Here is a 20779-nt window from a genome sequence, read left to right as displayed (position 1 = left end):
CTCCAAGTTCATGTCGCCCCGCATTGCGACCGGCACCGTGCCGGGCGGGGCCTTTGTCTTCACACCGCGTTCGAGTCCCTCCATCACGCGCGGGCCACCCGCTCTTCTATCCGCACCCGGTCGGTGCCCTCTGGGGCCACCTTGGGGGGGCGACTGGAGCCTCGGTGCAGCCGGCGCGCCCGGAGGAGACCGGGAACGCAACCCGTCAAAATCCCTACCGGACTCGACCTCCGACAACGCGGAGCGTCACACAACCGTCCAGAAACACGGGGAGTTTTTCACGCCCCCGCCTGCTGTGTAAAGCCGAGAAACCGCTTCCATTCACTGGCTGCCACACCGGGACGCCCGGCCGGCCGGACCTCAGGCCTGGGCCGGGGCCTGCTTGCGGCCCTCGGGCTTGTCCAGCCTCCCACGGGGCCGGCGCACGAGCCGCAGGCCCGTCCACGTGGCGTCAATCAGGCAGATTTTGTTGTCCACCAGGCCGATATCGAGCGCCGCGTGGCGGACGAAGTCCTCGGAGAGGCTCGTCTTGACGCCCTCGCCGCCGGGCCAGCACACCCAGATGCCGCCGGTGACGGCCATGGCGCGTGCCAGGGCGGGCAGCCGCTGCACCAGTTCCTGGGCGTCCGAGGTGAAGAAGAGGATGACATCCAGACCCGTCTGCGCGGTGATGAGGAACTCCACCCCATCCGGCAGCGGGTTGAGCTTCTGCACGAAGCCCCGCGGCGGATTGATGACGGAGACCTTGGACCCGGCCCGGATGCCCAGCATGGCCGGCAGGGATGCCAGCGCGTAGGGCGTCATGAGGTGCGCTCCACGAAGAAATGACTGAACTCGCCGGAGGCTTCGCCGTCCGTGCGCTCGACGCGCGACACCCTAGCCTGGGTTGGACCGCGGTGACACCAGCGGATGAACTCCTCGAGTGGGGCGGGTGCGCCCTCCACCACGGCTTCCACGGTGCCGTCGGAGCGGTTGCGCACCCACCCGGTGAGGCCCAGGCGCGAGGCCTCGACGCGGGCGCCCTCCCGGAAGAAGACGCCCTGCACCTTGCCCTCGATTCGCAGCGTCGCCCGCCGCGTGCCACTCATGGCCCCGAAGCCTCACCCTCTGGCGTTGGCCTGCAACAGCTGCAGGAACGCCTGCTCGTCCAGGATTCTTACCCCGAGTTCCTGCGCCTTCTTCAGCTTGCTGCCGGCATCGTCGCCGGCAACCAGGAAATCGGTCTTGCGCGAGACACTTCCGGCCACCTTGCCGCCACGCCGCTCGACCTCTTCCTTCGCCTGCTCCCGCGTCATACCCGTCATGGCCCCGGTAAGCACCACCGTCTTGCCCACGAAGGGGCCCCCGGTGGCGACCTGCGGGGGGGCGGGGGAGACGCCGGCCCTCAGCAGCTCCTCCACGGCCTGCCGGTTCTGCGGCTCCTGGAAGAAGGAGTGGATGACCTGGGCCATGACGGGGCCCACGTCCTTCACGCGGGTGATGTCCTCCAGGCTGGCGGTGAAGAGCTGGCGCACGTCCGGGAAGGCCTCGGCCAGCGCCTTGGCGGTGGCGTCGCCCACGTGGCGGATGCCCAGCGCATAGAGGAAGCGCCGCTGGGTGGTCTGCTTGGAGCCTTCGATGGACGCCAGCAGGTTGTCGGCGCTCTTGTCCCCCATGCGCTCCAGCGTCAGCAGCTTCTCCCTGGTGAGCGCGTAGAGGTCCGCGAACGTCTTCACCATGCCGGTGGACACGAGCTGCGCGGCCAGCTTGTCGCCCAGGCCCTCGATGTCCATGGCGATGCGGCTGGCGAAGTGGCGAATCTTCTCCACGAGCTGCGCGGGGCAGGACGCGCCCGTGCAGCGGATGATGGCGCCGTCCTCGTCCTTCACCGCCGCCGCGCCGCACACCGGGCAGTGCTTGGGGAACACGAAGTGCCTGGAGTGCTCCGGGCGCTTGGACAGGACGACGGAGACGATTTCCGGAATCACGTCACCGGCGCGGCGCACGAAGACGGTGTCGCCCTTGCGCACGTCCTTGCGGCGCAATTCGTCCTCGTTGTGCAGCGTGGCGCGCGCCACGGTGACGCCGCCCACCTTCACCGGTTTGAGGTGGGCCACCGGCGTGAGCGCGCCGGTGCGGCCCACCTGGATGCCGATGTCCTCCACCACCGTGGACTCCTCCTCCGGAGGGAACTTGTAGGCCACCGCCCAGCGGGGGCTCTTGGAGACCTGGCCCAGGCGGCGGCGCTGGTCCTCGTCGTCCACCTTCACCACCATGCCGTCCACCTCGAAGGGCAGCTCGTGTCGGCCCTTGAGGGAGTCGTCATGCGCCTTGCGCACGCCGTCGATGCCCTCCGCGCGGACGTAGCGGTTGATGGGAAGGCCCAGCGTCTTGAGGTACTCCAGCTTCTGGATGTGCGACTTGAAGTCCGGCACGCCGTCGCCGGGGACGCACTCGTACAGGTAGATGGACAGCGGGCGCGAGGCCGTCACCTTGGGGTCCAGTTGCCGGAGGCTGCCCGCGGCGGCGTTGCGCGGGTTGGCGAAGAATGGCTCTCCCTCCTCCTCGCGCTTGTCGTTGAGCTTCTTGAAGTCCACCTTGCGGATGAAGACCTCGCCGCGCACCTCCAGCAGCGCGGGGACCTTCACTCCGTCCTGCGGGAGCAGCTCCATGGGCAGGCTGCGGATGGTGCGCAGGTTGGCCGTGACGTCCTCGCCGGTGGTGCCGTCGCCGCGCGTGGCGCCCTGGACGAAGACGCCCTTCTCGTAGCGCAAGGAGATGGCCAGGCCGTCCAGCTTGGGCTCGCACACGTAGGTGATGCTCGGCAGCCCCACCAGCTTGCGGATGCGCTCGTCGAACTCCACCAGCCCTTCGTCGTCGAAGATGTTGGCGAGCGAGAGCATGGGGACGCGGTGGACCACCTCCCCGAACTCCTCCACCGCCGCGCCGCCCACGCGCTGGGTGGGCGAGTCCGGCGTGCGCAGGCTGGGGTGCTTCTCCTCCAGCGCCTGCAGCTCGCGCATCAGCTTGTCGTATTGCGCGTCGCTGATCTCCGGAGAGTCGAGCACGTAGTAGCGGTAGTTGTGGTGCGCCAGCTCACGGCGGAGCTCGCGGGCTCGGGCTTCGGCTTTCTGGAAGTCGTCCACGGTGTGCCGTCCTTACCTCAAAAGCTGCGTGGTCGCGGGTGCTGCCGGTGGCGCGCAATCTAGAGCGCCTGACCGACATGGCGAGACCTCCTTCCATGGATGCGCCGGAGCGGGTCCGCGGCCACCACCCAGGGAGTAGGGGGGATGCGCCGCCCCGTGGTCCGGGCGTGTTCCCGCGCTGGCCGGGCGGCGGCGTGGACGGGGAGGAGACTCGCGCGGTAGGGCCCGGCCCGGGTGGGGGCTGCCCCGGAAGGCGGGTGGGGGAGGGGGGCCCGGGCCGGCGTGCTGATACCCCGGGTGGGCGGCCCGGCGCGGCAACCCTCCGGGTCCTGGATTCGGAGGACCAGACCGGCTCTGCCCGCCCGGACCGACTGGCGGAAATGTGCCGCCTCCACTCCCTGTTGCCCATCAGGAAGTCGCCGCACCCCGGGAAGCAAGGATGCCTTGACACGCCCGGAGGGGGTCAATAACGTCCCTCGCGGTTCATGGCGCAGGTCTTCCTCCGGCGCCAACGCTTCCCAACCAACAGGCCCACGCCCGCGCAGTCCCGTTCAGGGATTCCGGCGAGGCCGTCCTTCTGGAAGGTGCTTCCGAGGGCCCCGCGGACATTTCCCCCGCAATTCCACCCGTCCGACCCCTCGGTCGCTCCGTTCCTCCCCCAGCGTTACAGACATGCGCAAAGCACGTACTTCGAGAGAGAAGGTTGCCGCCCCCGAAATCGTCGAGGTCGACGAGAAGCCCCGCCGCAAGCGCGCGGCGAAGACGGCCGACCGCGACGACACGGAGAAGCCCGCCCGCACCCGCCGCGCCCGCCGCGACGAGGACGCCGGGGAGGCCGCCGAGGCGCCCGCCGAGCCGCCCCGTCCGGTGCTCACCCCCATCTCCCGCCCCGTGCGTGACGATGACCTCCAGGAGGCGCGCATCTCCGGTGGTGAGGAGGAGCAGCCGGCCGCCACCCTGACGCCCGCTCCCGAGGCCCCCGAGGCCCCCGCCATCACCGAGGTCACCCGTGACGGCGCGCCGATGCAGGTCATCAAGCTGAACGACCTGAAGCGGATGAAGATTACCGACCTGGCCCGCATGGCCCACGACGTGGGCATCGAGGGCTACCAGGGCCTGAAGAAGCAGGACCTCATCTTCGCGCTGCTGGGCGGCATCGCCGACAAGCGCTTCGAGGTCCACGCGGAGGGCGTGATGGAGCTGCTCAGCGACGGCTTCGGCTTCCTGCGCAGCGCGGACAGCGATTACCAGCCCAGCCCGGACGACATCTACGTGTCCCCGTCGCAGGTGCGCCGCTTCAACCTGCGGCCCGGCGACACGGTGACGGGCCCCATCCGCCAGCCCCGCGAGGGCGAGCGCTTCTTCGCGCTGCAGAAGGTGGACAAGGTCAACTTCGCGGACCCCATGTCGGACGCGGCGCGCGAGCGCATCCTGTTCGACAACCTCACGCCGCTCTATCCGACGCGCAAGCTCAAGCTGGAGCACGAGTCGTCGGAGATGACCACGCGCATCATCGACATGTTCTGCCCCATCGGTCTGGGCCAGCGCTGCCTCATCGTGGCGCCGCCGAAGGCCGGTAAGACGGTGCTCCTGCAGAACATCGCGCACGCCATCAGCCGCAACCACCCGGACGTCTACCTCATCGTGCTGCTCGTGGACGAGCGCCCGGAGGAAGTCACGGACATGGAGCGCAACGTGCGCGGCGAGGTGGTGTCCTCGACGTTTGATGAGCCCGCCACGCGCCACGTGCAGGTGGCGGAGATGGTCATCGACAAGGCCAAGCGCCTGGTCGAGCAGAAGTACGACGTCTGCATCCTCCTGGACTCGATTACGCGTCTGGCGCGCGCCTACAACACGGTGGTGCCCGCGTCCGGCAAGATTCTGTCCGGCGGCGTGGACGCCAACGCGCTCCACAAGCCGAAGCGCTTCTTCGGCGCCGCGCGCAACATCGAGGAGGGCGGCTCGCTGACCATCATCGGCACCGCGCTCATCGACACCGGCAGCCGCATGGACGAGGTCATCTTCGAGGAGTTCAAGGGCACCGGTAACTCCGAAATCGTCCTGGACCGGAAGCTGATGGAGAAGCGCATCTTCCCGACGTTGGACATCAACAAGTCCGGCACGCGTAAGGAAGAGCTGCTCTTGTCGCCGGGCGACCTCGTGCGCATCACCGCCCTGCGCCAGGTGCTGCACCCGTTCACGCCGATTGACGCGATGGAATTTGTGCTCAAGCACATGCGTCCGACGGCATCGAACGCCGACTTCCTCGGCTCGATGAACCGGTAGGTACCGGGAAAGGAGCGCCCATGCGCCGTCCCCAGCTCGTCCGCCTGCTGTCCCTTGTCGTTGGGATGACACTCGGAGGCCTGGCGGGGTGCGACGTGGGCGTCCTGGAGCCACCGGTGGGCGGACAGCCCCCGGTGCTCTCCGAGCGGACCTGTTACGTGGATGACGAGTGCGTGGCCGACGCCTGCTGTGGCCTCGGCACCGCCGTCACGCACGAGGCGGACGGCCCGAGCTGCGGCGGCGTCACCTGCACCGGCGGCTGCCCCGCGGGCTCCATCGACTGCGGGCGCTGCATCCCCATCTGCCGCGACTCGCGCTGCTCCGCCGCCTGTCAGTGACGGCGGGCCTCGCTGCCCGAGGGGACGCAAGCAGGCGCCTTCCCGCGCCGCTTTCGCCCGGGCTCAACCTTCCGAGCGCACCGGCGGCTCCGCCGCTACCGGGGCCGCCACCGCGGGCCGGGGCTGGGCCTTGAGGCGCGCGTAGTCGAAGCACGCCACGAGGATGGCGGCGACGGGGACGGCGAAGAGCGCGCCCACCAGTCCGTAGAGCCGCTCCCCGGCGATGAGGGAGAAGGCGACGATGACGGGGTGGAGGTGCGCCGCCTGCCCCATGATTTTGGGGTTGAGGAAGTACGCCTCCAGCGCGTGGATGCCGACAATCCACGCGAGAATCGCCAGCCCCTTCTGGAAGCCGTCCGCCAGCGCGATGAGGACGATGGGCACCGAGCTGAGGATGGTGCCGAAGATGGGGATGAGGCTGAAGAGCGTGGCGATGGTGGCCAGCAGGAAGGCGAACTTCACGCCGAACAGCAGCAGCCCGATGAAGGTGAGCGCCCCGTTGACGATGCAGATGGTGACCTGTCCGCGCACCACGCCGGCCAGCGAGCTGTCGATGCGCGCGACGAGCTGGCGCGCGTCGTGCGCGTACTCGTGCGGAATCAGCGTGCCGAAGTAGCTGCGGATGGCCTGCGCGTCGATGGAGAAGAACGCGCCCACCATCAGCACGAAGAACAGCATGAAGACGCCCGCGGCCACCCCGGCGACGATGCTGCGCGACACGTTGACGATGTCGCCCAGGTTCTCCTGCACCAGGGACGAGGCGCGCTTCACCGAGTCGCCCAGCAGTTGCTCCAGGTCCAGCGCGAGGCTGAACTGCCCGTTGTGGGCCGCGGCGTCGGCGCCCTCCAGGGCGCGGTTGGAGAGGGCCACGGGGATGCCCCGCGTGCTGAGCCACGTCTCCGCGCGTTGCGCGAGCTCCTGCACGTGCTCCGGGGTGAGCGTGTTGGCGAAGGCCACCGCGTCGCGGCTGACGCGCGCCAGCTCGAGGTAGAGCTGCGGCACCAGCGCGACGAAGAAGAGGTACACGCCCACGAAGAAGCCGGCGTAGATGAGGAGGATGGCCACCCAGCGTGGCACGGGCCGGCCCGCCACCTTCACCCGGGTGATGCGCGCCACCAGCGGCTGCACGAGGTAGGCGATGAGCGCGGCGCCCGCGAACGGCATCACCACCGAGCGGAAGGCGAACAGCGCCACCACCATGGACAGCCACAGTCCCCCCAGCAGGAGCATGCGCCTGCGTCGTTCGGCTGCGGTGGAGGTCGCGGTGGAGGAGTCCAGGGGATGCAGCATGATGGCGTCTGGCTTATGGCAGTGCCCCCGCCCTGACAAGGGGCGCCGCCGCCGTTCCGGCCCACCCTGTTCGCGAGCAGGCGAGCGGCGTGTGGTGCGCGTGCAACATTGCAGGCGGCCCCTCAGGCGCCGGGTACCACGATGGGCCGTAGTTTCGACTCCAACTTGTCCAGGCACTCGCGCATGTGCTTGCGCTTGACGCGTCCCTCGGTGGCCTCGCCCAGGCCCGTCATCTGCTCGGTCAGCCAGCGGCTGAGGAACAGCAGCGGCAGCCTGTCTTCCGGGCCCAGGCCACGCTCCAGGTAGCGCTTGTTGCGCATGTAGTCGTCATATGCGTCCGTCTCGTGCGCCAGCTCCCAGCGCGTCAGCCGCAGGGCCTCCGTGTAGACGGCCGGAGCGGGGCGGGGCCGGGCCTCCGTGAAGAGGGGCGCGAAGCTTCCCCCCGTGTCCAGGTCCAGCTCCTGCACCGGCGGTGGCCACTGCTGGAGGTCCTTGGCCAGCAGCTTCGCCACCTCCTCCAGCAGGTGGTCCAGCAGGGTGACGGGCTTGAGGTCGAAGAGGTGGTCCCAGCGCGACGGCATGGCGTTCTCTCTACCTCAGGGCGAGGCGCCCGGCAGCGTCAGCGCGTGTCGTACCGGTGCGCCAGCCTCGAGCCCCGGTGCGGCGTGCCCCGCGACCGCCGGCCTGCCCGCCAGGTGGGACGGGCACGCCGCGGATGGCTCAACGTCCCGCGTCGGCTCCGGTGGCGCCAGCGTCGGGAATCCCACCATCCCCCGTCCCCGCGTCCGAGCCACCCTCTCCCGCGCCACCCCGGCAGCACGCGGGCACCTGCGCGAAGTACAGGGCCGCCTGGGAGCACGGAACGCGGATGTCCCGGCGGTAGGCGCTGCAGCCGGTGACGAACCGCTCGCCCTCGCACACGGGCGGGGGCGCATCCGCCGGATTGCAGGCCGCCAGGCTCAACGCGCACACCGCGCGCGTCCGGTAGAAGCGCGCGTCCGTCCGGTCTCCGGGGACGACGGTGCAGGTGGCGCCGTTGTCACAGTCCTGCACGGTGGGGCCGGTGGAGCAGGGGCCCACCGTGCACCCCGTCTCGCAGTTGATGGCCTCCGAGTCGTCACAGCGGGGGGCCTGGGCGCACAGGTCTCCGCCCGAGCAGGCGGAGGCGAGGAGGGCGAAGCTGACGAGGAGGAGAAGCGGCGGAGCGGGACGCGGCAAGCGGAGCCTCGGGCGGTCAGGTGAAGCGCTCGAGGAAGTTCACCAGGATTCGCCGGCCGGCGGGAGTGGGAGCAAGGCCCGCGAGCAGCCGGGGCACCCGTTCTCCCGGGGCGGCGCCGCGCGCGACGGCGTCTCGTTCGAGGCCCTCCTGGCGCGCGAGGATGACGGCGCGCATGGCGTCCGGGGTCGCCTCGGGGTGGAATTGCACGCCGCGCACGTTCGGCCGGAAGGCCAGCGCCTGGGCTGCCGTGTTGGTGTTGCCCGCCAGCACGCGTGTGCCCTCGGGAAGCTGGGAGACGATGTCCTCGTGGGTGGCCTGCACGGTGAAGCGCTCGGGCAGCCCGTCGAAGAGTGCGTCCTTCCGGCCCTCGCCGGTGAGCGCCACCTCCACGGTGCCCGTCTCCCGGCCCTGGGGGTTGCGCGTCACGCGGCCGCCGTACGCATGGGCGAGGAGTTGCTGGCCGAAGCACACGCCGAGCACCGGGATGCCCCGCTCTCCCGCCTCCACCATGAAGTCCGCGGCGCGCTCCATCCACGGCGCCAGCTGCGTCACCGACAGCGGCGAGCCCGTCATCATCACCGCGTCGTACCCGTCCGCGCTGGCCGGCAGCGGAGCGTTGCGGTGCAGCGGCAGGATGTCGAAGCGGTAGCCGGACAGTCCAATGGTTTGCAGAAACCAGTGCTCGTAGTCGCCCACCGAGAGGCGGACGGAGAGGGCCGCGTCACCGGCTTTCAGCAAGAGGACGTTCTTCACCACCGCAGGTTGCCGCATCCTTGCCTCGTTCCTAACGTCTCGTGCCACGCGTGTCCGCTCCTGACCACTGATGGGGTCAAGCTGCGCATCGATGGCCCGTTCGCCACCCTCGGTGGCCAGCAAGGAAGGAACCCATGCCGACCCGTTCCAAGGCGAAGGTCCTCACGCATCCCGCCATGGCCCGGAGGGCGCGCGCCAAGGAGCGCGAGCGCTCTCGCGGCGGCGGTGCCTCTCCCCGCGACTCCCACGGGCCGGACACCCTGCGCCGCTGGCTGGACGTGAGGGGCGTGAAGAAGGTGAAGGTGGCCGCGATGGACGTCGATGGCGTCTGGCGTGGCAAGTACATCTCCCTGGAGAAGTTCTTCAGCGCCGCGAAGGGGGGCCTCGGCTTCTGCGACGTCGTCTTCGGGTGGGATTTGGGCGACGAGCTGCTGGACAACACCCGGGTGACGGGCTGGCACACGGGCTACCCGGACGCGCACGCGAAGGTGGACACCACCACCGGGCGCGTCATTCCCTGGGAGCCGGACACGGCGGCCTTCATCCTGGATTTCGTCAACCCGGACGGCTCGCCCTATGAGGCCAGCCCGCGGCAGTTGCTCCAGAAGGTGGCGGCGCGTGCGAGGGCGCTGGGCTACCTGCCCCGCTTCGGCGCGGAGTACGAGTTCTTCATCTTCAAGGAGCAGCCCCACAGCCTGAAGGAGAAGGGCTTTCAGGAGCTGACGCCGCTGACGCCGGGCATGTTCGGCTACTCGTGGCTGCGCACCTCGCTCAACGCACCGCTGGTGCACGCGCTCATCGACGGGTGCAACGGCTTCGGGGTGAACATCGAGGGCTTCCACACGGAGACGGGGCCGGGCGTCTTCGAGGCCGCCATCCGCTACGACGACATCGAGAGGGCGGCCGACAAGGCGGCGCTCTTCAAGACGGTGGTGAAGGAAATCTGCGCGCGCCACGGCCTCACCGCGTGCTTCATGGCCAAGGTGAACGCGAAGCTGCCGGGCTGCTCGGGGCACGTGCACCAGTCGCTCTGGGACTTGAAGGGCGAGCACAACCTCTTCCACGAGGAGGGCGCGCCCCACGGCATGAGCCGGATGATGCGGCACTACATCGGCGGGCAGCTCGAGTTGATGCCGGAGCTGACGGCGCTCTACTGGCCCACCATCAACAGCTACAAGCGGAGCGTGGAGAACACCTGGGCGCCCACCACCGCGACGTGGGGCCTGGAGAACCGCACCACCGCCATCCGCGTCATCGGGGAGGATGCCAAGGCGATGCGGCTGGAGTACCGGCAGCTCGCCGCGGACATGAATGCGTACATCGGCATGGCGGTGAGCCTGGCCGCGGGCCTGTGGGGCATCGAGAACGAGGTGGAGCCGCCCCCCGCCTGCAACTCCAACGCGTATGCCGAAACGGACACCCGGCCCCTGCCGCGCAACCTGAAGGACGCGGTGGCGTTGCTCAAGGGCAGCGCGCGCGCGCGTGAGTTGCTGGGTGAGGGCTTCGTGGACCACTTCGTGCGCACGCGCGAGTGGGAGGTGCGCCAGTACGAGCGCGCCGTCACCAACTGGGAGCTGGAGCGCTACCTGGAGCTCATCTGATGAGCCCGACGAAGGAGTCCGAGATGAAGCCGTTCGACATCCCCACCGAGCCACGTGTCACCGAGATGGCGTGGCCCACGCGCATCGTCTTCGGCGCCGGGGCCTTGCAGCGGTTGCCCGCGCAGGCGAAGCGCCTCCAGATGAAGCGCCCGCTGCTGGTGACGGACGCGGGCGTGGTGAAGGCGGGGCTGGCCGCGCGCGTGCTGGAGGTGATGAAGACCGCCGGCTTCGAGTGCGCCGTCTTCGACCGCGTGGAGCCCAACCCCACCGAGCGCGACGTCTTCGCCGGCCTGGAGGCCTACCGGAGCGCGGGCTGTGACGGCATCGTCGCGCTGGGCGGCGGCAGCGCGCTGGACGCGGGCAAGCTGGTGCAGTTGCTCACCACGCACGAGCCTCCGCTCAGCCGCTATGACGACGCGAAGGGCGGCGACCAGTACGTGCGTGACGACCTGCCCCCGCTCATCGCGATTCCCACCACCGCGGGCACCGGCTCCGAGGTGGGGCGCTCGGGCGTGGTGACGCTGGAGGACACGGGCCGCAAGACGGTCATCTTCAGCCCGTACCTGCTGCCGAAGGCGGCCATCTGCGACCCGGAGCTGACGCTGGGGCTGCCGCCCGGAGTCACCGCCGCCACGGGCATGGACGCCTTCACCCACTGCCTGGAGGCGTACCTGGCGAACGGCTTCCACCCGCTGGCGGACGCGGTGGCCATCGACGGCATCCACCGCGTGGGGCGCTCGCTGGTGACGGCGGTGCGTGAGGGCGGCAACCTGGCCGCGCGCACGGACATGATGGTGGCGGCCATGGAGGGGGCCATGGCCTTCCAGAAGGGCCTGGGCGCCTGCCACGCGCTGGCGCACGCGCTCACGCCCATCTCCGGCGTGCACCACGGCCTGTCCAACGCCATCGTCCTGCCCGTGGTGATGGAGTTCAACCGCGCGGTCTGCACGGCGCGGCTGGCCCGGGTGGCGGTGGCCATGGGTGACACGTCCAACGCGCGCGAGGAGGTGCTCGCGAGCAACGCCATCGACCGCGTGCGCAAGCTCAACGCCGCCATCGGCATCCCCGCGCGCCTGCGCGACGTGGGCGTGCAGGAGAAGGACCTGCCGAGAATCGCGGACAAGGCCTTCCAGGACGCCTCGCACCTGGGCAACCCGCGCAAGGTGACCGAGGCCGACCTGCTGGCCATGGCCCGCGAGGCCTTCTGACGCGGGCTCGTGCTTCGGGGAGGCGTGTGCCTCCCCCGGGAGGATTCAGGGCGCTTCTTCCGTGGCGGCCGGGCCGCCCGTGGTGCCGCCATCCGGGAGCACCGGGGCGCCCGCGCCGAGCGCTCCGCCTCCATTGCCGTTCGTGCCGCCGTCGACGACCTCGCCACCCGCGCCGACCACGCCACCCGTCACGGGCGGGGCGGACTCCTCGGGGGTGAACTCCAGCGTCTCCACGAACACGCGCCCGGGCAGGCGCAGGTCCATGGCGTTGATGCGCTCCTGCCCGCGCAGGTCATAGAGCTGCTGCGCCACCGGGCCCGCGGGAATGCGGTCGTCGGAGAAGAAGACGTACATCCGCACCTTCCCCTCCTGCACGGGGATGCGGAAGCTCGTGTTGGCCACGGGCCGGTTCGGGTCGCACCGGATGGAGCGGTTCTCCCGCGTCAGCGTCAGCTGCCGGATGACCCCCTTCTCGGACACCGTGTAGAGCATGCAGAAGGGGAGCTGTCCCTCGAGCGGGACGACCTCCACCGTCGCGGGCCCTGTCCTGCGCAACTGCGCGCGCGCGGGCCGGTCCTCCTTCTTTCCTTCGCAGCCCGCACACAGCGCGACCACTGCCATCACCACACTCCAGCGCTTCATGTGTCCCTCCCAAGGGGCGTGGAAGAACCACCATCTGCGCTGCCAGCGTACTTCGGAGCCTCGTACTTGGGGGAAGTCAGCGCTCTTCCATCGGAACCATTCGCGTCGTGCAACGACCTCCAGTGCACACCGGCACGGGGCGGGTACGAGGACGCGCGCACACCGGGTCCGGGCAGGCCCGGCCGCTCTCCTCACAGGCGCGCTGGCGCTCGTCCAGCCTCAAGCCCTCCGCCGCCGGCACCGCGCGCCCCACGCACAGTCGAGGGCAGCAGTCCCCCTCGGGCACCAGCGTGAGGGTGCAGTCGTCGTCGCTTCGACACTCCGCGGCGGAGGTGTCCGCCTGACGCCCCGCGTCGCGCGTCTCCGGACTTGTCGTGGCGTCCGGCGCGTGGGGGCGCTGCCCGGGAGCCTGGAGTTCCTGCGCCTCCGCTCCGGCATGTTGTCCCGCGTCATCGGCTCCCGCGCCGCTGGCTTCCGCCGGCGCCGCGTCCCGGGCACGGCCCATGGGCTCCACGGAGCGCGCGCAGCCGAAGGACAGCAGGAGGATGCAGAGCAGGAGGGGAGATCGCATGGCACGCATGGTGTCCCAGGTCCCACCGGATGTCTGCGCGGCGCTCCAGCGGGCCCGCAACCCTCGAAGAAGGCTGGGGTTTTCAAGGGGCCCGGAATCCACCCTGGCGCTCATGTAGGATGGCACGCAACACCGGGGTGGCATTTCCCGATGATAGGGACGTGGAGTCGAATCCTTCCTGGGAGAGCAATCATGGGTGTTGACGGAATTGGCCGTGGCAGCCGCCCGGCGCAGACGACTGAGACGCGGGCTCCTCAGGCGCCCGTGAGCCCTCGCCCGGCGGCGACCGAGACCTCCAACACCGCGTCCCAGCCCGGACCGGTGGGCGACTTCTTCAAGGACGCCTTCGAGAAGGTCAAGGAAGGCGTCGAGGGCATCTGGGGCGGAGTCGCGGGCGGCGTCGGGGAGATCGTCCAGAAGGCGGTCCAGGCGGCGAAGGACGCGCAGAAGCTCAAGGACGTGAAGGACATCCTCGCGGACTCGCCGACCGGCGCCGAGGCCGTGAAGTACCTCGAGGACAAGAAGATTCCGGTCGAGTTCGCCGACGGCGGCGGTTCCTACTGGGACGGCAACAAGATCGTCATCGACCGCAGCCAGGATCCTCAGGAGGCGGCGCTCACGCTCGTCCATGAGATCAACCACGCCAAGGCGAGCATCGACGGTCCGAAGGCCGACATCGTCAACGACACGCGCGCGGACTACGTGCAGAAGATGCTGGACGAGGAGGTGCGCGGCACCGTCGACAGCATCAAGGCGAAGAACGAGCTGGTGGCCAACGGCAAGAACGTGACGGCCTCCTTCCCGCTGGAGACGGAGTACAACGACGCCTACAAGAAGGCCGTGGACGACGCCAAGAAGAAGGACCCGGACCTGACGGCCGATGAGCTTCGTGCCATTGGCGAGAAGGCGGGGTACGATGCCGTCCTGGATGGCTTCAAGACGGGCAAGGTCGTGACCAGCACCAACGGCCAGAACTACCCCGACTATTACGGCTCGGCCTGGGACAGCAACCACCCGACGACGCCCTGATGTCCCGGGTCCTTCTGGCCGTCGCGCTGGCACTGGCCGTGCTCCACTGTGAAAGCGCCCGGTCCCCCAAGGCCGGGCCCATGGAGGAATCGAAGGTGAATGCCGACGCCCAGACGCTGCAGCGCATCGCCCAGGTCGACCCGGTGCATGCGGACACCATGAGCCGGCAGCCGACGACCTTCACCTCGCAGCCGCTGAGCTTCTACAAGCGCTTCAAGCTGCTGAAGGCGGAGGTGAGGCTGCCGCACCGGGCGCTGCAGTTCCGGTACGCGGATGACGGCAAGCACGTCGTCAACCTCACGGCGGGAGACCCCCAGTCCATCTACAAGATCAACCAGGACGAGGGGCTCGCGCTGGACGCCTCGCAGGTCGCCGAGTACGTGAAGTTCTTCGTGGCGAACACCGACGGCGGCAAGCAGAAGGTGGTGGAGGGCGCGGCGGACATCGTCTGGCTGCCGGCCACCAACACCGACGCGGCGCTCGGCGCGAAGAAGGCGGACGCCGTCGCGAAGCTCCACCCCGTCCAGGTCTCCCAGGGCGCCGAGGGCTTCGAGGCCGTGGCCACCGTGCTGATGGGCAGCCAGCTCGTCGAGACCACCTTCCAGGTGCGCAAGAGCGGCCGCGTGCAGCCGCTCAAGCAGCAGGTGGTCGTCGAGGGAATGCCGGTTCCCGTCGTCCGCTGAGAGGCTCCCGGGCCATCGTGGGCTCGGGCCAGCGACGCCTGGTCCATCCGATTTCTCATTTCTGGTCCTTTCAGACAGACCAGCTCGGACGCAGGCTCCGGGGCCTCTTGCATCAGGAGGTCTCGATGAAGGTCGAAGTGTTGGAGGTGAGGTCGGACGCGGAGGCGGCTGCGTGCTTCCGGGTGATGCACCAGCTGCGTCCGCACCTGGATGAGGCCACGTTCCTCACCATGTGGCGCCGCATGTCCACGGGCGGCTACCAGCTCACCTGCGTCCGGGAGGATGGGCAGGTGCGCGCGGTGGCCGGCTGGCGGCTCATCGAGATGCTGCACACGGGGCTTCACCTGTATGTGGATGACCTCGTCACCGACGGGGAGCTGCGCTCGCGGGGCCACGGCGCACGTCTGCTCGGCTGGCTGCGTGAGCGGGCGCGGGAGGCGGGCTGCCGCACGCTCGAGCTCGACAGCGGCACGCACCGTACCCGCGCGCACCGCTTCTACTTCCGCGAGGGCATGCACATCAGCAGCTTCCACTTCCGTGAGGAGCTAGGCTAGGGCCCGCGATGCGCGCCTGGTCCTTCCCCGTCTCGCTCGACCCGGCTTCGGGCGTGCCGCTCTTCCTCCAGATTGCGCGCGCGCTGGAGGAGGACGTGCGGCGTGGGCGGCTTCGGCCCGGCGCGCCCCTGCCCAGCTCGCGTGCGCTGGCGCGGGAGCTGGGCGTGCACCGCAACACGGTGCTCGCCGCGCTGCGCGAGCTCGAGGCACAGGGCTGGCTGGAGACGCGCCCCGCACAGGGCACCTATATCTCTCTCGCGCTGCCCGAGCCGCGTCCGCGTGCTGGCGCCTCCCCGCTCGGCCCGGCCCCGCGTCCCGATGCGCCGGGCTTTCCCCTCTCCGGCCGCGCGCACCCTCGTGAGGTGCCGCCGCCCCACGCGCTCGCCCTGTGGGCCGGCTCGCCGGATACGCGGCTCGTCCCCACCGAGCTGCTCGCGCGCGCCTTCCGCCGGGCCCTCCGCCGCCAGGGAGCGCGGCTGCTCGACTACACGGACGGCCGGGGGCACGCGGGGTTGCGCCGCGTGCTCGCGCAGATGCTCTCCGAGACGCGCGGCCTCGCGCTCGACGAGGACGGGCTCCTCGTCACCCGGGGCAGCCAGGCGGCGCTGGACCTCGCGGCGCGCACGCTGCTCTCGCCGGGCGCGCGCGTGGCGGTGGAGACGCCGGGCTACCGGCCCGCGTGGGAGGTGTTGCGGCTTGCCGGCGCCAGCCTCGTCCCCGTGCCGGTGGACGCGCAGGGCCTGGACGTGGATGCGCTCGCGCGCGCGCATGCGGAGGCGCCCCTGCGCGCCGTGTACCTCACGCCCCATCACCAGTACCCCACCACCGTCACGCTCTCCGCCGCGCGCAGGCTCCGGCTTCTCGCATGGGCGGCGCGGGAGCGGGTGGCGCTGCTCGAGGACGACTACGACCACGAGTTCCATTACGAGGGCAGGCCCGTGTTGCCGCTGGCCAGCGCCGACCGCTCCGGGGTGGTGGTGTACGTGGGGACGCTGTCCAAGGTGCTCGCGCCCGGCCTGCGCCTGGGCTACCTCGTGGCTCCACGCGCCTTCATCGAACGCGCGCTCGCGGTGCGCGAGGCGGTGGACCGCCAGGGGGAAACCGCGCTGGAGGCCGCGGTGGCGGAGCTGCTCGAGGACGGCGAAGTGGCCCGTCACGTGCGGCGCGTGCGGGGCGAGTACCGGAAGCGGCGCGACGCGCTGGTGGAGATGCTCGGGCGCGAGCTACCCCATGCGTTGCAGGTGACGCCGCCCGCGGGTGGCCTCACGTTGTGGGCTCCCACCCCATTCGATGCATACGCGTGGGCCGCGCGGGCGCTCGAGGAGGGCGTGGCGGTGCAGCCCGGCGGCGTCTTCAGCTTCGACGGCACGCCTCTGCCCGCCCTGCGGTTGGGCTTCGCCTCGCTCACCCCCCGTGAGCTCGCCGAGGCGGTGCGCCGGCTCGCCCGTGCGGTGCCCATGTCCGCGGGGAGTGCGCGACGGACGACCGCGCCGGGCCCGCGGCGCTCCACGCGCTCGCAGGGGGCGTAGGGCAGCACGAACCGCTCACTTCAACCGGGCGAACTGGAGGTCGCGCGCCTTCGCGTCGGCGGCGGCGAAGTCGAGGAGTTGCTTTCCCTCCTCCTCGACGGCGGCGCGTTCCTGCGCGGACAGCCGCTTGTACGGCTCGATGAGCAGCGTGGCGGTGCCCCGGCTCTGGCGGAGCTTCCAGACGCCTCGGAAGAAGCCATCCACGAGCAGGCCTCCGGGCACCATGCCGTTGCGGGTGGCGATGCGCTTGCGGTCCTCGTCGGAGATGACGCGGGTGCGGTCGTCGTGAGAGACGAGCACGTTGTCGAACTCGGGCAGGAAGCGCACCGGGGCCGGAGTGTCCGGGTCGGGCCGCGGCGCATCGGGCAGGTCGAACAGCTCGCGGCCCTGCTCGTCGCGGAAGGTGCGCAGGCGGGGCCGGAGCCCCTCGAGGGTTTCACTCAGCCGGGTGAGGCCGGACCAGGTCTGGACGTCCTGCGCCGTCGCCGGACCGAACGCGGCGAGGTAGCGCAGGACCAGGTCCTCCAGCGACATGCTGGAGTCGAGCGGACGGCCCAACCACGACTCCAGGGTGGTGCAGCGCGTCTGCCCGCCGACACCCCAGATGCCACGCGGCGGCACCTGGACCAGGGGCGCGAAGCCGCGGAGGGTCTGGGCAAGGGAGTTCGGGTCCCGGTCCGGCCAGCGCTCGGCGAGCAGCGCCCCGAGCTCCGTCATGGTGCGCGGCTCCTCCTCCACCAGCGCCCGGCCCGCCGCCACGAGCGCGTCCAGGTCCAGGCCCGCGATGCTCCGTCCATACGTCGCATGGGCGAGCAGGGTGCGCTCCATCATGGGTTGCACCAGGGGCCGCAACCTCCGCGCGTCGTCAGCGGTGACCAGGTGGATGGTTCCTCGCATCAACACGATGCGCACCACCTGCCGTTCGAGGAGCAGCGTGGCCAGCTCCTCCTGCCGGAAGCCCTCCAGCCGCGTCCACAGGCCGTAGTAGGGCGGGTTCGGCGATTGGGCCTGCAGGCCCACCAGGTGCTCGATGGCTTCGGGCGCGGACCGCTTCGCACGCCGGAGCAGCCACTGCCGCTCGAGCAGGGCGCGATTGAGGGCACGCTGGGTGAGCACCCGGGCCGGACGGCTCCGGGTGCGCGGTGTCACGGTCGCTGACTTCCGGCCAGGCATCATCTTCCTCGCGCGTCCGGGGGGCACCGGGCGCGGTGCCGCCTCTCGCAACGAGATTACGGCACGCGCCGTGCGGGAACCCATGGGCGCACGGCCGGCGGGAAGCGCGAAGGGCAGGAGCGGAAAGAAGAAGGGGAGCATGGCGGCCTGTCTCCGGGCTCGGATGGGCGCACCGGTGAGCGGTGCGCGTCGGGGCGAGCGGCTTCGATGGCGCTACCCTGGGCCTCGGCGATGACAGCCTTCTGTCAGGTATGTGCGCCTGCTCGGACGAGGGGCGTGTCCCCGGCCGGAACCCACCCCTCGTGAAGGCTCGTGGTTTTTACCCGGGTGATATTGACCGCCGAATATTACCCGGGTAATAAGCCCCGGCCGAAGCAAGGAGGGCACTTGAGCCACGACAGTCAGGCGGGGGAAGGGCAGGTGGCGCGGGCCGGGTACATGGCCTTCGCGGGGGCGCGCTGCATCGCCTCGGGAGGGTTGGAGGAGGTCGCGCTGAAGGTGAAGGCGTGGGTGGATGGGGGCGAGGTGGCTCCGGTCGTCATCTACGAGGACGCGACGGGCTACCCGGTGCACCCGGACCTGCGGGGGACTCGCGAGGACGTCCTGCGTGGGCTCGCCGAGCGGCGTGCACGGGCCGCCAGGGAGGAGGCGGAGGAGCCTCGGAGGAGCGGGCCGGGGCGGCCGAAGCTGGGCGTTGTCTCTCGCGAGGTCTCTCTCCTGCCCCGCCACTGGGAGTGGCTCAACGCGCAGCCGAGTGGCGCGTCCGCGGCGCTGCGAAGGCTCGTCGAGGAGGCGATGCGCGACGGGCAGGGCCGCGAGCGGGCGCGGAAGTCCCAGGAAGCGGCGGGCCGGTTCATGCTCGCCGTGGCCGGAGACCTCCCCGGCTTCGAGGAGGCCACCCGGGCCTTCTACGCGAAGAACTACGAGCGCTTCGACCAGCTCATCCAGCCGTGGCCCCGCGACATCCGGGACCACGTCAAAAGGCTTGTCGCCTTCGTCATCCGTGACGAGGCCGAAGTGACACGTGCCACCCCGTAGCGGTGTTGGACCTCCGCCACCCTCGCGCGCCGCCGCTCGTCGTGAGGACCGCACCCCATTCCGAGGACTCCGTCGTGGACATCTTCCTGCTGTATTTCCTGCCCGTGCCCCTCGCGTGGGCGTGTTGCCCCGTCAAACCGAAGCGCCGTCCCGCGGCCTCTGAGCCCCGGACCGGAGCGGCGAAGGGGGCCGAGCCCGCCGGGAAGCAGCGGCCCATACACCGCGCTCCGAAGCGCGCATCCGGCCGCGCGGCGGCGCCCCCGCGCTGACGGAATGGAGGCTCCATTCCACGGGGCCGGGGCGGGCGTCACCAGGGCATCACGTCATCGGAGCCGCCGAACATCTTCGGGTAGCCCTTGTAGTGGGGCAGTCCGTCCCGCACGGGCAGCAGGGCGTGCTGGCACTGCATGTGGAAGGTCGGCTGGAACATGCCCTCCGGCAGCAGGGTGGCGGTGACGCTGCGGACGCCCAGGCCCGGGGGCTCGGCGTAGAGGCGGGTGCCGCACTCGCGGCAGGTCGCGCGTGCCGTGGTCTTCAGCTTCCAGAGGACGGGCTCTCCGGCCACGAGGCGCACCTGCGAGGCGCGGTACATCACGGCGGGAAGGTAGGCGGCGCCGTGTACCCGCTGGCAGTCGTCGCAGTGGCAGTAGAGGTGCGCCATGGCGGCGCCGCTGAGCTCCAGCTTCACCGCGCCACACAGGCATCCAATGGTCGTCGTCATGAACTCCCCCCGGTTTCGTTCGTGGAGTCTGGCTCAAGGCCCGGGCGGCCGGGCGAAGATTCCGAGGTGGTTGGCCACGGGCCGCTCCCACCAGGGCATGCGGAAGTTGCTCGTCGAGTTGATGCGCAGGACGCGGCCCGGCGCCTCGCTCCGGACGAGCGTGGAGGAGCCGCCTCCATCCAACTGGAGGGCCGTGTGCGCGCCGTGCTTCAGCATCAGGTCCGCCACCTCCGCCAGCGTGGCGCCCTGGCTGTAGCCGCGCTGCTTGCCGTCCACCACCACGAGCAGCAGGTAGCGCCCGCTGGCATCGACGCCGATGGCCGTGCGCGGGTAGGGCGCATCCCCGACGGGCGAAGCCTCGCGCGGGGCCCGCGCCCCCTCACGCACGAGGTAGCCAAGCCCGGAGATGGCGTGCCACATCGTGCCCGCGGGTGGCTCGAACCCGGCGCGCCGCTCGGGTGACAGGTAGAGGGTGGCGGTTCCTTCCTGCGCTCCGCCGTACGTCACGCCCCGCGAGGCCGCCCGCCCGACGACATGGACCGGCTCGCCCACCCGGGGCGCGTAGTCGAGCGGGCTGTTGGCGTTGAAGGGGTAGAAGAAGTTGGCGTTGATGGCGACCTGCACGCCGTGCCGTGCCGCGAACCCGCTCACCGTGTCGGCCCGCAGGTCGCCCGCCTCGGAGGGCTCGGCCGGTGTGACGAGGAAGTCGATGCCCGGCGCTTCCAGGTCCACGCGGACGACGTGGGCCACCATGGGCCGCGGCTGCCGCCGCACCTCGCGCGTGTACTCCACGCCTTCGAACCACGTCTCGCGCACCTGCTCGGGTGGACCCCGGAGGAGGGTGAACCAGGTCCAGTACCCACCGCCGATACAGCCGGCGAGGGCCGGAAGCACCAGCACCCCGCCACACGTCCACCGGAGCCACCGGCGGACCTGCCAGCGGCGCATCACCCAGAGGCCCACGGCCAGGAGGCCACAGGCGCAGACGAGGATGAGGGGGCCCATGGGAGGAACATACC

21 protein-coding genes are annotated in these 20779 nt (G+C 70.5%); 9 read left to right on the top strand and 12 right to left on the bottom strand.

Translation table 11 applies throughout. The features are described 5' to 3' along the window. Positions 1-360 precede the first annotated feature (360 nt). From K8638_RS24035 to ligA, 3 genes are read right to left on the bottom strand one after another with little or no spacing between them, the layout of a single operon-like run. Positions 361-804, bottom strand: coding sequence for a DUF3052 family protein (locus tag K8638_RS24035; RefSeq protein ID WP_169349528.1), 444 nt, complete (start codon positions 802-804; stop codon positions 361-363). Further along, positions 801-1088 carry an acylphosphatase gene (locus K8638_RS24030; protein ID WP_223756938.1) on the bottom strand — a complete coding sequence of 96 codons (288 nt, stop codon included), beginning with the start codon at positions 1086-1088 and terminating at the stop codon, positions 801-803. Before K8638_RS24030 ends, K8638_RS24035 begins: the two co-directional genes overlap by 4 nt. A 12-nt stretch (positions 1089-1100) precedes the next feature. Continuing rightward, positions 1101-3125, bottom strand: coding sequence for an NAD-dependent DNA ligase LigA (ligA, locus tag K8638_RS24025; RefSeq protein WP_223756937.1), 2025 nt, complete (start codon positions 3123-3125; stop codon positions 1101-1103). A 672-nt stretch (positions 3126-3797) separates the two neighbouring features. Between ligA and rho the strand changes: the two genes are divergently transcribed. Continuing rightward, on the top strand, positions 3798-5411 hold the full coding sequence (rho, locus tag K8638_RS24020) for a transcription termination factor Rho (protein ID WP_223756936.1): 1614 nt from the start codon (positions 3798-3800) through the stop codon (positions 5409-5411). Positions 5412-5431: 20 nt separating this feature from the next. Beyond that, on the top strand, positions 5432-5749 hold the full coding sequence (locus tag K8638_RS24015; protein ID WP_223756935.1) for a hypothetical protein: 318 nt from the start codon (positions 5432-5434) through the stop codon (positions 5747-5749). Between the two features lie 63 nt (positions 5750-5812). On the opposite strand, the gene K8638_RS24010 is transcribed toward K8638_RS24015, so the two are convergent. From K8638_RS24010 to K8638_RS23995, 4 genes are all read right to left on the bottom strand, one after another. Continuing rightward, entirely contained in the window at positions 5813-7039 is a 1227-nt protein-coding gene (locus K8638_RS24010) for an AI-2E family transporter (RefSeq protein WP_223756934.1), read from the bottom strand. Between the two features lie 122 nt (positions 7040-7161). Further along, positions 7162-7620, bottom strand: a complete 459-nt coding sequence (locus K8638_RS24005; RefSeq protein ID WP_223756933.1) for a hypothetical protein — start codon at positions 7618-7620, stop codon at positions 7162-7164. 139 nt (positions 7621-7759) lie between these two features. After that, the gene (locus tag K8638_RS24000) at positions 7760-8257 is read right to left on the bottom strand and encodes a hypothetical protein (protein ID WP_223756932.1); all 498 of its coding nucleotides are present in this window, start codon (positions 8255-8257) and stop codon (positions 7760-7762) included. Between the two features lie 16 nt (positions 8258-8273). After that, the gene (locus tag K8638_RS23995) at positions 8274-9029 is read right to left on the bottom strand and encodes a glutamine amidotransferase (RefSeq protein ID WP_223756931.1); all 756 of its coding nucleotides are present in this window, start codon (positions 9027-9029) and stop codon (positions 8274-8276) included. Positions 9030-9145: 116 nt separating this feature from the next. Here K8638_RS23995 and K8638_RS23990 point away from each other — a divergent pair, with 116 nt between their 5' ends. Continuing rightward, entirely contained in the window at positions 9146-10612 is a 1467-nt protein-coding gene (locus K8638_RS23990) for a glutamine synthetase family protein (protein ID WP_223756930.1), read from the top strand. 23 nt (positions 10613-10635) lie between these two features. Then, positions 10636-11820 (top strand): iron-containing alcohol dehydrogenase, encoded by a 1185-nt coding sequence (locus K8638_RS23985; protein WP_223757069.1) that lies wholly within the window; start codon positions 10636-10638, stop codon positions 11818-11820. Positions 11821-11865: 45 nt separating this feature from the next. On the opposite strand, the gene K8638_RS23980 is transcribed toward K8638_RS23985, so the two are convergent. After that, on the bottom strand, positions 11866-12462 hold the full coding sequence (locus tag K8638_RS23980; RefSeq protein WP_223756929.1) for a hypothetical protein: 597 nt from the start codon (positions 12460-12462) through the stop codon (positions 11866-11868). Between the two features lie 76 nt (positions 12463-12538). Next, positions 12539-13033 (bottom strand): hypothetical protein, encoded by a 495-nt coding sequence (locus K8638_RS23975; RefSeq protein ID WP_223756928.1) that lies wholly within the window; start codon positions 13031-13033, stop codon positions 12539-12541. A 192-nt stretch (positions 13034-13225) separates the two neighbouring features. Here K8638_RS23975 and K8638_RS23970 point away from each other — a divergent pair, with 192 nt between their 5' ends. From K8638_RS23970 to K8638_RS23955, 4 genes are all read left to right on the top strand, one after another. Continuing rightward, complete coding sequence (locus tag K8638_RS23970) at positions 13226-14062, top strand: DUF6782 family putative metallopeptidase (protein ID WP_223756927.1); 837 nt, start codon at positions 13226-13228, stop codon at positions 14060-14062. Continuing rightward, on the top strand, positions 14062-14745 hold the full coding sequence (locus K8638_RS23965) for a hypothetical protein (protein WP_223756926.1): 684 nt from the start codon (positions 14062-14064) through the stop codon (positions 14743-14745). Before K8638_RS23970 ends, K8638_RS23965 begins: the two co-directional genes overlap by 1 nt. A 125-nt stretch (positions 14746-14870) precedes the next feature. Next, the gene (locus K8638_RS23960) at positions 14871-15299 is read left to right on the top strand and encodes a GNAT family N-acetyltransferase (protein WP_223756925.1); all 429 of its coding nucleotides are present in this window, start codon (positions 14871-14873) and stop codon (positions 15297-15299) included. Between the two features lie 8 nt (positions 15300-15307). Continuing rightward, positions 15308-16828 (top strand): PLP-dependent aminotransferase family protein, encoded by a 1521-nt coding sequence (locus K8638_RS23955; protein ID WP_223756924.1) that lies wholly within the window; start codon positions 15308-15310, stop codon positions 16826-16828. Between the two features lie 15 nt (positions 16829-16843). Here the strand turns inward: K8638_RS23955 and K8638_RS23950 are convergent, their stop codons facing one another. Beyond that, positions 16844-17977 carry a winged helix DNA-binding domain-containing protein gene (locus tag K8638_RS23950; protein ID WP_223756923.1) on the bottom strand — a complete coding sequence of 378 codons (1134 nt, stop codon included), beginning with the start codon at positions 17975-17977 and terminating at the stop codon, positions 16844-16846. A 411-nt stretch (positions 17978-18388) separates the two neighbouring features. On the opposite strand from K8638_RS23950, the gene K8638_RS23945 reads away from it, so the two are divergent. After that, positions 18389-19039, top strand: a complete 651-nt coding sequence (locus tag K8638_RS23945) for a DUF2239 family protein (RefSeq protein ID WP_223756922.1) — start codon at positions 18389-18391, stop codon at positions 19037-19039. Between the two features lie 307 nt (positions 19040-19346). Here K8638_RS23945 and K8638_RS23940 read toward each other — a convergent pair whose 3' ends face one another. After that, a complete protein-coding gene (locus K8638_RS23940; RefSeq protein ID WP_223756921.1) occupies positions 19347-19760 on the bottom strand; it encodes a GFA family protein in 414 nt (137 codons plus the stop codon). A 33-nt stretch (positions 19761-19793) separates the two neighbouring features. Further along, positions 19794-20765 (bottom strand): phosphodiester glycosidase family protein, encoded by a 972-nt coding sequence (locus K8638_RS23935; RefSeq protein WP_223756920.1) that lies wholly within the window; start codon positions 20763-20765, stop codon positions 19794-19796. Positions 20766-20779 lie beyond the last annotated feature (14 nt).

It is taken from the genome of Myxococcus sp. RHSTA-1-4 (assembly GCF_020037125.1).
Classification (GTDB): Bacteria; Myxococcota; Myxococcia; order Myxococcales; family Myxococcaceae; genus Myxococcus.
Note: the sequence above shows the minus strand (reverse complement) of the source record. Positions and strands in the feature narration are given on the sequence as shown.

What these genes read in the sequence shown, in the direction of transcription:
- K8638_RS24035 (WP_169349528.1), bottom strand. Translation starts at nt 804, where the DNA reads ATGACGCCCTACGCGCTGGCATCCCTGCCGGCCATGCTGGGCATCCGG.
- K8638_RS24030 (WP_223756938.1), bottom strand. Translation starts at nt 1,088, where the DNA reads ATGAGTGGCACGCGGCGGGCGACGCTGCGAATCGAGGGCAAGGTGCAG.
- rho (WP_223756936.1), top strand. Translation starts at nt 3,798, where the DNA reads ATGCGCAAAGCACGTACTTCGAGAGAGAAGGTTGCCGCCCCCGAAATC.
- K8638_RS24015 (WP_223756935.1), top strand. Translation starts at nt 5,432, where the DNA reads ATGCGCCGTCCCCAGCTCGTCCGCCTGCTGTCCCTTGTCGTTGGGATG.
- K8638_RS24010 (WP_223756934.1), bottom strand. Translation starts at nt 7,039, where the DNA reads ATGCTGCATCCCCTGGACTCCTCCACCGCGACCTCCACCGCAGCCGAA.
- K8638_RS24005 (WP_223756933.1), bottom strand. Translation starts at nt 7,620, where the DNA reads ATGCCGTCGCGCTGGGACCACCTCTTCGACCTCAAGCCCGTCACCCTG.
- K8638_RS23995 (WP_223756931.1), bottom strand. Translation starts at nt 9,029, where the DNA reads ATGCGGCAACCTGCGGTGGTGAAGAACGTCCTCTTGCTGAAAGCCGGT.
- K8638_RS23990 (WP_223756930.1), top strand. Translation starts at nt 9,146, where the DNA reads ATGCCGACCCGTTCCAAGGCGAAGGTCCTCACGCATCCCGCCATGGCC.
- K8638_RS23985 (WP_223757069.1), top strand. Translation starts at nt 10,636, where the DNA reads ATGAAGCCGTTCGACATCCCCACCGAGCCACGTGTCACCGAGATGGCG.
- K8638_RS23980 (WP_223756929.1), bottom strand. Translation starts at nt 12,462, where the DNA reads ATGAAGCGCTGGAGTGTGGTGATGGCAGTGGTCGCGCTGTGTGCGGGC.
- K8638_RS23975 (WP_223756928.1), bottom strand. Translation starts at nt 13,033, where the DNA reads ATGCGATCTCCCCTCCTGCTCTGCATCCTCCTGCTGTCCTTCGGCTGC.
- K8638_RS23970 (WP_223756927.1), top strand. Translation starts at nt 13,226, where the DNA reads ATGGGTGTTGACGGAATTGGCCGTGGCAGCCGCCCGGCGCAGACGACT.
- K8638_RS23965 (WP_223756926.1), top strand. Translation starts at nt 14,062, where the DNA reads ATGTCCCGGGTCCTTCTGGCCGTCGCGCTGGCACTGGCCGTGCTCCAC.
- K8638_RS23960 (WP_223756925.1), top strand. Translation starts at nt 14,871, where the DNA reads ATGAAGGTCGAAGTGTTGGAGGTGAGGTCGGACGCGGAGGCGGCTGCG.
- K8638_RS23955 (WP_223756924.1), top strand. Translation starts at nt 15,308, where the DNA reads ATGCGCGCCTGGTCCTTCCCCGTCTCGCTCGACCCGGCTTCGGGCGTG.
- K8638_RS23940 (WP_223756921.1), bottom strand. Translation starts at nt 19,760, where the DNA reads ATGACGACGACCATTGGATGCCTGTGTGGCGCGGTGAAGCTGGAGCTC.
- K8638_RS23935 (WP_223756920.1), bottom strand. Translation starts at nt 20,765, where the DNA reads ATGGGCCCCCTCATCCTCGTCTGCGCCTGTGGCCTCCTGGCCGTGGGC.